11 protein-coding genes are annotated in these 12,486 nt (G+C 39.6%); 2 read left to right on the top strand and 9 right to left on the bottom strand.

What is annotated here, in order from left to right; all coding sequences use genetic code 11:
• Window positions 1-231: 231 nt before the first annotated feature.
• The 5 genes from QK255_RS02585 to QK255_RS02565 form a co-directional block, all read right to left on the bottom strand.
• Window positions 232-3,534, bottom strand: a complete 3,303-nt coding sequence (locus QK255_RS02585; RefSeq protein ID WP_283341577.1) for a right-handed parallel beta-helix repeat-containing protein — start codon at window positions 3,532-3,534, stop codon at window positions 232-234.
• A gap of 270 nt (window positions 3,535-3,804) precedes the next feature.
• On the bottom strand, window positions 3,805-4,350 hold the full coding sequence (locus tag QK255_RS02580) for a cysteine hydrolase family protein (protein ID WP_283341576.1): 546 nt from the start codon (window positions 4,348-4,350) through the stop codon (window positions 3,805-3,807).
• Between the two features lie 11 nt (window positions 4,351-4,361).
• A complete protein-coding gene (locus tag QK255_RS02575) occupies window positions 4,362-5,054 on the bottom strand; it encodes a 5'-methylthioadenosine/adenosylhomocysteine nucleosidase (protein ID WP_002291218.1) in 693 nt (230 codons plus the stop codon).
• Window positions 5,055-5,072: 18 nt separating this feature from the next.
• Entirely contained in the window at window positions 5,073-5,357 is a 285-nt protein-coding gene (gene macP, locus QK255_RS02570) for a cell wall synthase accessory phosphoprotein MacP (protein WP_002291219.1), read from the bottom strand.
• A gap of 12 nt (window positions 5,358-5,369) precedes the next feature.
• Window positions 5,370-5,933 (bottom strand): NUDIX hydrolase, encoded by a 564-nt coding sequence (locus QK255_RS02565; RefSeq protein ID WP_002329574.1) that lies wholly within the window; start codon window positions 5,931-5,933, stop codon window positions 5,370-5,372.
• Between the two features lie 227 nt (window positions 5,934-6,160).
• Between QK255_RS02565 and QK255_RS02560 the strand changes: the two genes are divergently transcribed.
• Together QK255_RS02560 and QK255_RS02555 are read left to right on the top strand one after the other, a co-directional pair.
• On the top strand, window positions 6,161-6,823 hold the full coding sequence (locus QK255_RS02560) for a 5-bromo-4-chloroindolyl phosphate hydrolysis family protein (RefSeq protein WP_002291223.1): 663 nt from the start codon (window positions 6,161-6,163) through the stop codon (window positions 6,821-6,823).
• 123 nt (window positions 6,824-6,946) lie between these two features.
• Complete coding sequence (locus tag QK255_RS02555) at window positions 6,947-8,143, top strand: toxic anion resistance protein (RefSeq protein ID WP_002291224.1); 1,197 nt, start codon at window positions 6,947-6,949, stop codon at window positions 8,141-8,143.
• Window positions 8,144-8,242: 99 nt separating this feature from the next.
• Here QK255_RS02555 and QK255_RS02550 read toward each other — a convergent pair whose 3' ends face one another.
• The 4 genes from QK255_RS02550 to sapR all read right to left on the bottom strand — a co-directional run bounded on the left by QK255_RS02550 (window position 8,243) and on the right by sapR (window position 12,328).
• Window positions 8,243-9,619 (bottom strand): amino acid permease, encoded by a 1,377-nt coding sequence (locus tag QK255_RS02550; protein WP_002291226.1) that lies wholly within the window; start codon window positions 9,617-9,619, stop codon window positions 8,243-8,245.
• Window positions 9,620-9,655: 36 nt separating this feature from the next.
• Window positions 9,656-10,522, bottom strand: coding sequence for a GRP family sugar transporter (locus QK255_RS02545; protein WP_002291228.1), 867 nt, complete (start codon window positions 10,520-10,522; stop codon window positions 9,656-9,658).
• 88 nt (window positions 10,523-10,610) lie between these two features.
• Window positions 10,611-11,636 (bottom strand): two-component system sensor histidine kinase SapS, encoded by a 1,026-nt coding sequence (gene sapS, locus QK255_RS02540; protein WP_002291231.1) that lies wholly within the window; start codon window positions 11,634-11,636, stop codon window positions 10,611-10,613.
• A gap of 17 nt (window positions 11,637-11,653) precedes the next feature.
• Entirely contained in the window at window positions 11,654-12,328 is a 675-nt protein-coding gene (gene sapR / locus QK255_RS02535) for a two-component system response regulator SapR (RefSeq protein ID WP_002291233.1), read from the bottom strand.
• Window positions 12,329-12,486 lie beyond the last annotated feature (158 nt).

The following is a 12,486-nucleotide window of genomic DNA, read 5'->3' as shown; positions in this document are numbered from 1 at the left end:
ATTTTGCCGTTTGTTGAGCTAATACCGAGGGTCAGCTGATTGAACACCGTTTAGTGGAGAGATTGTGAAAAAGCTGTCCTGCATCAAGTAATAAGAACAGCCAATCAAAAGCAGCAAGGAGAACCTCATCTATAAAAAGATAGAAGGAAGTGAGACATCTATTGGTCTCATTTCCTTCTATTTTTACTTTCCTCAGTCAATTGTTTTACATCATAAAAGGAGAAATTCCACTTATTTTTTTCGCTGTTTCATGACATAAACAACTACACCGATTAACAAAATTCCTCCAGCTAATGCTAGCAACGGGTTATTAAATTCTCCCGTTTTTGGGAGTCCTTGAGTGCCATTTTTTTCACTTTCTTTTGCTGTCCTATCCGGATGAGAAGGTTTTCCATTTGGTTTTCCATTTGGTTTTCCATTTGGTTTTCCATTTGGTGATTCATTTCCTGGATTTTCTCTTTCTGGTTTGTCATTTCCCGGGGGCACATCGGCAGTTTCTCGCACAGTGATCGCTTTTTGCTGGGTAACAGATTCTGTATGAGCAGACCATTTTTCCCCATCAAATATTTCCGAACGATAAGTGACTTCTAGCGTATATTCTCCTTTTGAAGGTGCTGAAAAAATAGCGGTATGATTAGAAAATTGAGCACTTGACTGTGTTTCAACGATTTGGATCTTTTCTGGGAAATAACGCATATCTTCAAAGACAGGCGTTCCTTGATTTGGTGTGAAAGTTGACACAAAAACTGTAAAAGGCTTCAGTTCAATGATATTTCCTTCTGCATTCTCCGCCACACCATTTGCTTCTTGTATAATAATCGGATTATTTTGTTCATTTGGTTTTGTCTGATTTGGTTCTTGTACGATTGCATATTCTGGATACTCCGAAGACGGTGAGGTTTCTCCGTCAAAAGTAGCACCTACAGATAGTGGAAGACCATCTACTCTTCCCTTTTCTGTTTGACGATTCTCCGGTTTGATTTGCATCAATCCATGGACATGGATGCTTCCATTCGCATAGCGAGTAACAGGCTGCTGCCCTTCTTGCGAATGTGTATTTAGAGATTCGATCCAATCTTTTGATACGGTATGTCCAAGAGTATTTTCTGATTGTTTCTCTCGTTCATTCCAATAGTAGTTCAACGAGTGATAGATTTGATCTTCGTTTTGATTCAATGGGCGGATCTGCTCTCTCATCTCAAGATTTTCTGTTCGGAAAGATAAGATACCAGAAGCATGGAAGTCTGTGTTTCCTGCCGAAGAGGTATAAAGAGCCACATTATATGAACCGTTATTAAAACTTGTACTGCTATTGACGATAATATCTGTTCCGCTATTGGAATCGATTCCTTTTGCAAGATTTTCGAAAGACAAACTATTGATCAATTCATGAGGGCCCGATAAAGAGGAACCACCCATTTTGAATCCATTACCGTTCCCTTCTCCTTCAACTCCCGGTACCCAACCGTTTCGATAAGCAACTGAGTTTTTGATGACTACTTTCCCGATTGAACCTGTTTCATTTTTAGCAAAAAGATCCCAACCATCATCTGCATTATGATAAGCGATACAACCGTCAAATACATTCCCTTCTCCTATTGTCAGTTTGGCCGCAAATCCATCGGCATCTTCAAATCCTGGATCGGCATTTTCAAAAGATGTACAGTTCTTGACTAAGTTATGCGCTGGCCATGCTTCGAAAGGATCATTTGAGCTACCACTGATTTGGATTCCTGTATTTCCATTCCGATAAGCATGGATCTCTTCAATCAAATTATGGTTTCCAGAAATCTGCAATCCTTTTTGCATAGCGGCACTATTTGTAACGTCAAACCCACGTAAAACCCAGTAATGACTAAACAGTGTCATCCCATTTCCAGTTCCTTTAAAATCAAGTACAGGTCGCTTGTTTTCTGGATTTTTCTCTGCAATCAATTGAATCGGGTTTTCTCTTGTCCCGTTAACTCCTTTTGGAATCGTCAATCCTCTTTCAAAGGAATAAGTTCCAGGAGCCAGGACGATTGTCTGCCCAGCATATGCGTATCTCAATGCTTGCGTCAGAGATAACGGATTTTGTCTGCTTCCGTTTCCTGTATCTGACCCTTCCGGTGTTACATAAACTGTCGAATAGTTAGGTTTACGGTAGTCAACTGTATGCAGAATCTCTTTTGTTTCATAACTAGCCATCTCTACGTATTCTTCTGGCGGATAGTTTTTATCTGGTGTAAAACTGAAAGTAAATTCGTTCGTTCCTTCCATCAGTTTTGTCTGATAATCAAATTCCCGATTTGCAGTGATTGCCAAGTCTTTTGCGTTCTCAAGTACCTCTCCTGTTGCTTGATTTTTGATTGTTAATAATCCGTCAGCATTTGCTCTAAAGGACATAGTATGGTCTTGGTTTCCTGAATGATTACTAGAGGTCACAGTGTAAATCGGATCAATCAAGCGAGTAGGTCTTTCTTGCCCAGGAGGATCTGTCGCAGGATCCGAGTAAGCAACTTCGATTCCTTCTACCTTGATCGTCATATTCCTTGCTGCAGCAAATCCTGCATAAATAACCGATTCATCTGAAGCGTATAATTTTTCCCAGTCATACATGATGTCAGAAGCCATTTCTTCTCCTGTTTCAGGATCGTAATAATATGCCTCTAAACCAGTATTCGTTTTTTTCATCTCTACGTCCAGTTTAGTAATCGAGTTCGTGGCCGGAAACAGATTCCCATGACCGTTTCCGAATATATTATAAGAACCTGTTTCTTTTTCCAAGAACCCTGCTGAAGTCTCTAAAGGTGTTGTTTCCACTGAGACACTCTCAGGAGCTGGCGCAGCTTGCGGATCTTCAGATGATATTCCTGTGATTGCCCGTGTCCCTAATCCAAGTCGCATCGTATATTTGCTGCCGCTCGTGTTGACCACTTCTTGTCTATCCGAGTCCCAGACATATTCGATCCGACTGCCTAGTATGGCAAATGAATTTGAATAAAATGCCTGCCCAAACAAATGATCTTTTGGTACTGCGTCTCTTACCATTAAAGCAAATCCTTCTTGGGCATTCGTATAGGTCCAAGATTCTATTTCGATCGTCGCCCGCATCCTAAAGTTGATGTCTTTGGGGATTGCTTGATAATAATAGGTCATTCCATCTGATCCGCTTGACTGGAATTTTCCGCCGTTATTCGTGGAAGAGAGCCGCACGCCGTCTTCTAATGGTTCAATGGCATACCTACTAGCACTTGTGCTTTCTCCGAAAACAACCCCTTTCCACTCTTCATTTGCTTCTTCAGATTGCTTTTTTGTCTTTTCATTTTCTGATTCTTTCATCATAGGATCATTTCCTTCTTCCGTATCCATATCTTCACTAGTTCTTGGTACTTCCTCCATTGTTGACATCCCTTCAATGTTCACGTGTGCATTTTCTTCGTTCACAGACTGTTGTTCGTTAGCAGCAACTTCAACGACAGAAATTAAAACCGGGGTACTGAGCATAAGGAGATTCATCATTAGCGCACTGTATTTTATACGTTTTTTTAACAAGTGTATTCCTCCCGTAACAAATTAGAAAGCGTTTACTTAAAGTATTACCTAATTTATTTTTACTGTCAATAAAAAACAAAATTATAATAAGTGTATTTTATAAAAAGAAAAAATATAACTTAAGTTGTTGATAATAAAGAGATTTATTAACGTAAAAAGAATAAGTTTTTTTAAAATAACGTATAAAAAAGAGCATAAAACAAAGTCGTTTGTTTTATGCTCTTTTTTTATTATTTTGTGCTTTTTATTTTATCAAATCACTTTGTTTTTTTATAAAATTTCTGCGCCTAGTGTGGATTCAAAATGTCTCAATGCCCATTCATGTCCAACGGGATCGAAACTTGCCACGGCATCTTTGAAAATATGGAGTTTGTATCCTAGATTATACGCATCGACTGCTGTATGCAACACACAGATATCTGTACATACGCCGGTCAAATAAATATCTGTGATCTGGCGTTCTCGCAAACGGATGTCTAGATCTGTTCCATTAAAAGCGGAATAATGCCGTTTGTCTATCCAATAAACATTTTCCTCTTGCTCATAGTCTTGGTATAAACTTTTTAAAGAGCCGTACAATTCCCGTCCACCCGTTCCTATCACATTATGCGGAGGAAATAAGCGGTTCTCCGGATGAAAGGAATCTTTTGGATCATGCGCATCAATGGCAAAAACGACAAAATCCTTTTGATCAATAAACTTCTTTGTATGAGCAGTCAGCTTTTTTTCAATTACTTGTCCTGCTGTCCCAGTAGTCAGCTTTCCATCCTCTGCAACAAAATCATATGTGTAGTCAATCGAGATCAATGCGTTCATCTTAGTCCTCCTTATACGAGATGTTTGACAAATTCGATCACCATTTCTGCTGATCGTTTGCCTGCGTCTTCGATAAATTCGTCAAAGCTTTGTGTCGCCGAGTGATCTGCTGTGTCGCTCATTGCACGTACGATCAAAAATGGGATATTGAACTGACGAGCTGTTTGTCCAACAGCGGCTCCTTCCATTTCGCAAGCTAATGCTTCAGGGAAATTCGTTAAGATTTCTTTGATTTTATCTGGCGAGTCGACAAATGTATCACCTGTAACGATCAATCCTTCTTTTGCGTTCAAATTCGTTGCTTTTGCTGCTTTAACCATTTCACTGCGCAAATATGTGCTTGCTTCATAATATAGAGGCATTCCTGGTAATTGTCCTGGTTTGTAGCCAAATCCTGTTGCATCTGCATCAAAGTAAGCTACTTTATCTGATATAACAATGTCGCCTACTTGTAAGCCTTCACCGATCCCGCCAGCTGAACCTGTATTGATCACCATGTTCACGCCGTATTGTTGGATCAACAGACTTGTGGTAATAGATGCTAAGACTTTTCCTATACCGGAACGTACGACAATCACTTCGTGGTTACCTAATGAACCTGAAATAAATAAAGCGCCTGCGCGTTCCCATGATAATGGTTCGCTTAGGTTCTCTCTCAAAATTTTTACTTCTTCTTCCATTGCGCCGATAATACCGATTTTCATCTTTTTAATTCCTTCTTTCTATATAAATGCGATTGCTAAAAAAACCACACATAACATTAGGATAACAATAATAAGAGATTTCATCAAAAAAGAGTTCCATTTGGTCGTCTTTTCTCGTTCACTGATCCTTGTTTTCGTGATTGGTTTATTCTTTTTGCTTTCTTTACGATAAAAGCTGGCAATCTTTTTTTCTTCTTGCCGATAAGCTGTTTCTGCTTTTCGCTGTTTTTTTAATGACTCGCTTGCTTGTGCTTGTTGTCGCTTGCGAAGTTCGCTTCGCGTAATAAGCGGTCCTTTGGCCATAAGCCGATCCCTCTACTTTCCTTTGGTCAATAATTCCCAGTATTGAATCGCATAAATCGTCTTTGCATCACAAATCAACTGATCTTTCATCGCTTGTTGTGCCTCTTCAAGAGTTAGATGATACAGCTCCAGTACTTCGTCTTCATCTTGAGCTAAAGGATTCTCGACCTTCTCTACTCCTTGTGCATGATAAATATGAAGGACTTCATTTGCAAAACCTGGTGAAAGATACATCGAAGTAAGATGGCTCAGCGACTTCGCACGATAGCCGGTTTCTTCTTCTAATTCTCTGGCTGCAGTCATTTCAGGATTTTTTCCTTCTCCTGGATCGATTTTTCCAGCTGGAATCTCCAAGATCACTTTTTCTAAAGGCTTTCGAAACTGTTTGACAAGGAGCAGGCGGTCATGTTCATCAAAAGCAATGATCCCAACACCGCCAGGATGAAATACCAGTTCCCTCTTCGAAGTTCCTCCGTCTGGTAAACGAACTTCATCTACAGCAACATCGATAATTTTCCCGCTATAGATTTCTTTGCGACTGATTGTTTTTTCTTCAAATTGCTCATTGTTCAGCATATCTTCTCCTGCTTTCTTTGTAATCATAACTGCTTTTTTTTCATTTTTCAATTTTTCTCGAAAATTCCCTATTAGTTTACCATAGATAAACCTTAGATTTTCTCTAAATATAGAAAATCCATCTTTAGTCCGATACTCTTTCTAGTAGTCAGTATGCTAAAATAAGAATGTAATCGAATAACGGAAAGAATTCAATACTCAACGATAAATGACTTGGAGGGCTTATTATGATAAAACGAAATTGGCCGTGGCTTCTAGCACTGGTCTTGCTGTTTCTCTTTGTCCGAAACAATGGTTTTTCTTTTGTTCTAGGACTTTTATTGATAGGCGTGGTTTTAGTTTTGTGGGGGCTCTTCGGTTCGCGCAGGAAAAAAGGCAAACAAGAAGAAATCCCTGCACTGACTGACGAACTTGAGACTCACTATGAAAAAAGCGGTATGACAGCGAATGAAATCTCATTTTTCCGACAAACGATGAATCAAACAAAAAATGAGATCAATCAGTTGCAAGTGAACATGCAGCAGACAGCCAAACTTAAAGCAATCGATCTCCGTCATGACCCAGTCAAAGCGGCAAAAGCTTTATTCAAAGAATTAGTGAAGGAACCAAATCGACTGCATGAAGCAAGTCAATTTCTTTATACGCATCTGCCGAATCTAGTTGATTTGACAAATAAGTATAATGAGATCAATGACCATGAGATCAAAAACAAACAGACCTATGAAAAACTAGAAGAAAGCGCGCAGATCATCGACCAGCTGTCAGCTTTAATCGCACAAGATTATCAAAAATTCGTTGCTGAGGATCTAGATGATATCGACGTAGAGATATCTGTTGCGAAACAGAGCTTAAAGCGTGATAATAAATATGAACCAGAACAAAAGGATTAACTCTTTTGTTCATAAAAGAAGACTCGGAACATTCAGATGATGTCTGGTTGTTTCGAGTACTTTTTCTAAAGTAGAGACATTCATGTAAGAATCGAGAACAGATACGACAAGGAGGAATTTTTTATGGATCATAAACCGACTGAAACAAAAGATATCACACCAGTTAATGATACACTTGAAGACTTATTGAACAACCCGTTTTCAACCCCAACAGACACGCTGACCACTTCACAACAAGCGGAGATTGATCAGCTCCAAGAGCAACAGACAGCTGCTCGCTTAATTGACAAACTACCGGCGGAACGCCAAGAACAAGCAAAACAGCTGGCAGCAAAAATCGATGCCAATGATGCACAGTCTGTCATCAGCTATGGCTCAGCTGCTCAAGCGAAATTAAGTGAGTTCTCACAATCAATGTTGAATCACGTACAAGCTCAAGATATTGGCCCAGTCGGAGATTCGTTGACTGAACTGATGTACCGTCTCCAAGAAGCCAACCCTGATGAACTGCGTGCCGGAGAAGGAAATATCTTCCAACGTGTCTTCGGTAAGGTCAAACAATCGATTTATGAAGTGACAGCAAAATATCAAAAAATTGGTGCACAAATCGACAAGATCTCAGTGAAATTAGATAAAGAAAAAGACGGACTATTAAAAGATAATCTGATGTTAGAACAGCTTTACCAAAAAAACAAAGACTACTTTGATGCATTGAATATTTATATTGCTGCTGGAGAATTGAAAATGGAAGAACTTCAAACAACGATCATTCCAGAAGCAATGAAAAAAGCAGAAGAAACTGGTGATCAGATGGATGTCCAAATCGCCAACGATTATACACAATTCCTAGATCGTCTGGATAAACGTACACATGACCTTCGCTTAGCTAGACAGATCACGATTCAGCAAGCCCCACAAATCCGCTTGATTCAAAATACAAATCAGGCCTTAGCTGAAAAGATCCAAGCATCTATCGCTACAGCCATTCCGCTGTGGAAAAACCAAGTCGTGATCGCATTGACCTTGCTTCGTCAAAAAGATGCAGTGACCGCTCAACGCCAAGTCTCTGAAACAACAAACGACTTATTGAAGAAAAATTCAGAAATGCTGAAAATCTCAGCCATCGAAACAGCGAAAGAAAACGAACGCGGAATCGTGGATATTGAGACCCTGCAAACTACACAAAACGATTTGATCGAAACGATCCAAGAAACTTTGCGTATCCAAAAAGAAGGAAAAGAAAAACGTCGTCATGCAGAAGTAGAACTTGGACACATGGAAGAAGATCTGAAACAAAAACTTTTGGATTTAACCCAATAGACCATTTTTTGCTTGTTACTAAAACAAACGCCCATCAACAGTTCAATAAACTGTTGACGGGCGTTTTCCTTATCTTTCTTCTAACTTCTCCATTGGAATCTATTTCTCGTTCATCTTGCTGTGTCCATAGCCATAGCCAAAATAAATAATCAGTCCAATAACCATTACGATACCGAACACGATCCAAGTCACCGTCTGCAGACGAAGCATCAAGACGATACAAGTCAAGATCGAGACGATTGGCAAGATCGGAACGAATGGCACTTTGAATTCTCCTGCTTTTGGTTTGCCAAACACTTTTCTTAACTTCAGTAAGCCTAGACTAACTAGCATCAAATAGGCAAGCGCCATGATATTCGTTAGTTCCGCTAATACATTCAATGGGAAAAATCCGGCAAAGAATATGGCTGCCACACCAGCGGCATAAGTCGCTTTTTTCGGTGTACGATGCTTTTGATCGATTTCTGTCATAAATTTAGGCAGCAAACCATCCTTGCTGACAGCAAACAACAAACGAGCGAGTGAATACATCATCGAGATCGTCACCGTCAGCAACGTCAAGATTGCCCCTACAGCGATCACTGCACCAACTGTCCCATGTCCTACATACCTCATGGCAAAGGCCACTGGATCATTAACGCCTAGTTCAGTATAAGGAACGATTCCTGTCAAGATCAACGTCACGATGATATAAAGGACCGTAGCGATTAGTATCGAACCAATGATCCCTCTTGGTACATCTTTTTGTGGGTTTTTGACTTCCTCAGCTGCCATTGCAACAGCATCAAATCCCAAGAAAGCAAAAAAAACAAGAGCTGCACCATCTAGCACACCGGAAAAACCAAAAGGCATGAATGGCTGCCAATTATCAGGCTTAACGAAAAATATCCCTACAATGATAAACAACGCGATGATACCAAATTTGACATATACCATGACATTATTCAAACGTAATGCTTTCTTGGCTTCAAGCGACACGATGTAAGTGACGAATATCACTACGAGCACCGCAATCAAGTCAATGTATGTACCATTTTCCGGATTGTACCCGCCAGTTAATGCTTGTGGAAGTTCGGCCCCTAAGCTTTTCAAGAAACCTTGCATATAGCCAGACCAGCCGGAAGCCACAGAGGAAACTGCTAGCAAAAATTCCCCGATCAACAACCACCCTGTCAACCAGGCAGCAAATTCACCAAAGACAACATACAGATAGGCATATGGCCCACCGATCACTGGCACTCGCGAAGCAAACTCTGCGAAACTCAGTCCAGACAAAATGACAACGATTGCAGCTAAAACAAATGAAAGTGACAGTGCTGGACCAGCATTTTGATTGGCCGCAACCCCTGTCACCACAAATATTCCCGTACCGATGATCGCGCCAATTCCAAGCATGATCAAATCAGACGTTTTTAGTTCTTTTTTCATCTCACTCGTATGATTGAGATTGATCTCTTTCTTACGAAACAAATCCATTGAAGTTCCTCCCCATTTTAGGTTGGAAAACAGTGATTAAACTGTTTTCATGTACCCTAAAAGGATACCACCTAAAATGACTAAAAGGCAACCAACAATAACATAAATGAGCTCTTTTTTCGTTTTTCTTTCGCCAAGGATGAAAATCCCGCCTAAAGTAGAGATAATGATCCCCATTTGTGAAAGTGAGAATCCAACCGCTAAACCAAGGGATTTGACTGTAAGAAGCATACAGATATTACCTAAGCCCCATAATAATCCACAGATCATGTTTTTCCATACAAATTGATCTACTTTAACTTTACGGAAAGCAAAGAAGCTTGCACCTAAGATCATTCCGATACTTTGAGGTAAGATAATTGACATCGCATCCAAATTCGCCCAGTTGACAATGATCGTATATACGCCATAACCAATCGTAGAGAAGATCAATGCTCTAAAACCCTTACCAAAATCAAGCATTTTATTATCTGTATCTATTTTTCCTTCGTCATCTTGTCGTGCCGTCAAATACGCACCGCTTACAAGAAGAGCTAAAGCAATAATACCGTATACATAATCTTTCGTTTGTGTCCATTCTTGGAAGAAAACGGCTCCCGCAATCGTATTCAAAATTAATTGAAAACCAGTAGACAATGGTAACCCTACAGAAACACCCATGTACTTCATTCCATGGAATTGTCCATTTTGTCCAACACTCCAAGCTAAGCCAGATAAAAATCCGATCAAGAAAATCCAAGGGGTGATTACAGGACTAACAACGAAAAAGACAACTAAAGAAAACAGAAATGCACCAATCGTCATTCCTAGTGTTTGTTGATTGGCATCGCCACCAATTTTACCACTTACTAAACCAATACTACCCCATGCCAACATAGGGACTAATGCTATTAAAATTTCCATAACCAATCTCCTTTTATTTCACATGATAAGAAACTTATCAGCGAAAACGTTAACAACACAAGCGTTTTTTTTCGTTTCTAACGATTTTCTAACGTTTTTCATTATAAAAATTTAAGATTGGGAAAAATAAAGTCATTGTCGTCCCTTTTCCTTCAGTTGATTCAGCCGTCAATTGGATACCTAATTTTTCTGCCAGATTTTTTGCCAAATACAGGCCTAATCCTGTTGAATGCGTTTTGCTAAGTCGTCCATTTCTTCCAGTAAATCCCTTATCAAAGATTCGTTTCAAATCTTCCTCCGGAATACCGATTCCTGAATCTTTAACAGAAAGACTGACTCCTTGCGCTTCCTTTTTTATGCTCACCATGATATTTCCGTGGTCCGGCGTATATTTGATGGCATTGCTAAGCAGTTGGTTGAAGATAAAAGCGACCCATTTAGCATCAGTCAAAACAGTATGATCCTCACCAATGATTTCGTAGCGAAGATTTTTTTGGATAAAATAATTGGCCTGACTGCGTATCACAGGCTGGATGATTCCTTTCAATCCATACTCTTGGATGAGATAGTCCCGCGAGAAACTGTCGAGTCTTGCATAATACAAGACTTGCTCTACGTATTCGTCGATTTTTGATAATTCATTTTCGAGTAAGGTATACTTTTGATCGTCAATATCGAACTCGATCGAACGAACCAGTAACTTGGAAGCGGAAAGTGGTACTTTGATCTCATGGACCCATGAGTCAATATAATCTTTTTGGTCTTGTTGATTGCTGATTGCTGATTGCATCACTTCTTGATGTTCGCGGATCAGCTGATTGATATATTCTTCTACCAGTTTTTCTTCTTCTGTCCGCCCGCCACTCAAATAATTTTGCAAAGGAGATGTTTTTTGTATGTCAGCTAACTTCCCCCACCATCTTCTTTTGCTCAAGTAGCCGCCTAGCAGATAAAAAATCAGAAAGATGCCCTCGATCAAAGCTAAATAAGCAATCGTGCTCAAATCCACTTTGATATTTGGGGCTAGCCACATCACAAAGATCGTTAAGGCAATAAAAAACAGCCATCCCAAGATCAATGTCCACTGATCTTTCAAATATTTAAAGAAATTCATCTTAACCGCTCATCCTTTCAGGGAACGATATATCCCTGTCCTACTTTTGTTTCGATATATCCTTGGATACCTGCCTGTTCGATTTTTCGGCGTAACCGATTGATATTCACTGTCAATGTATTGTCATCTACAAACCGCTCGTCATCCCAAAGTGCTCGCAGCAATTTTTCACGGCTTAAGATCTTTCCGTTGTGTTTCATCAAAATAAATAGCAGGCGGTATTCATTTTTGCTCAAATCAATGATCTCTCCATTGATCTCCATACTTCCGTTGTCGACATTCAACGTAATACCATTATGGCTCATCATCTCACTGGATAATTCTGTGTAATTATAAGAACGGCGAAGCAACGCATTGATTTTGGCAATCAGTACATCGATTTGGAAAGGCTTTGTCACAAAATCATCTGCTCCCATGTTCATGGCCATGATCATATCCATATTCGTATTCCTGCTGGAGATAAAAATAATTGGTACTTTCGATACTTCACGTATTTTTTGACACCAATAATACCCATCCAAAACAGGAAGATTGATGTCTAGCAATACAAGCTGTGGTTCTTCTCTTTCAAAGTCTGAAAATACTTGGTTGAAATCGGTCGTTCCAAAGGTTTCGAATTGCCATTTCTCAAGTTCTTCCATAATCAATTGTCGAATGATTTCTTCATCCTCGACTACCATGATTTTTGCCATAAAAAATCCCTCCATCTTTCTTCTTGCTTCTACAATATCAAAGAAGCCTTTGTGAAACAAGTTGGCTTACCTGTAAAATGTCATTTTAGAAAACGTTCAAAAAAACTGGAAATAGGCGATTTAATCGCTTTTGTCTCTTCCAAGCAGCTTAAATTTAT

Source organism: Enterococcus sp. ZQ21 (assembly GCF_030053755.1).
In the GTDB taxonomy this organism is placed as follows: domain Bacteria; phylum Bacillota; class Bacilli; order Lactobacillales; family Enterococcaceae; genus Enterococcus_B; species Enterococcus_B lactis.
Note: the sequence above shows the minus strand (reverse complement) of the source record. Positions and strands in the feature narration are given on the sequence as shown.

Coding starts and splice junctions, on each gene's coding strand:
- QK255_RS02580 (WP_283341576.1), bottom strand. CDS start 4,350: ATGAACGCATTGATCTCGATTGACTACACATATGATTTTGTTGCAGAG.
- QK255_RS02575 (WP_002291218.1), bottom strand. CDS start 5,054: ATGAAAATCGGTATTATCGGCGCAATGGAAGAAGAAGTAAAAATTTTG.
- macP (WP_002291219.1), bottom strand. CDS start 5,357: ATGGCCAAAGGACCGCTTATTACGCGAAGCGAACTTCGCAAGCGACAA.
- QK255_RS02565 (WP_002329574.1), bottom strand. CDS start 5,933: ATGCTGAACAATGAGCAATTTGAAGAAAAAACAATCAGTCGCAAAGAA.
- QK255_RS02560 (WP_002291223.1), top strand. CDS start 6,161: ATGATAAAACGAAATTGGCCGTGGCTTCTAGCACTGGTCTTGCTGTTT.
- QK255_RS02555 (WP_002291224.1), top strand. CDS start 6,947: ATGGATCATAAACCGACTGAAACAAAAGATATCACACCAGTTAATGAT.
- QK255_RS02550 (WP_002291226.1), bottom strand. CDS start 9,619: ATGGATTTGTTTCGTAAGAAAGAGATCAATCTCAATCATACGAGTGAG.
- QK255_RS02545 (WP_002291228.1), bottom strand. CDS start 10,522: ATGGAAATTTTAATAGCATTAGTCCCTATGTTGGCATGGGGTAGTATT.
- sapS (WP_002291231.1), bottom strand. CDS start 11,636: ATGAATTTCTTTAAATATTTGAAAGATCAGTGGACATTGATCTTGGGA.
- sapR (WP_002291233.1), bottom strand. CDS start 12,328: ATGGCAAAAATCATGGTAGTCGAGGATGAAGAAATCATTCGACAATTG.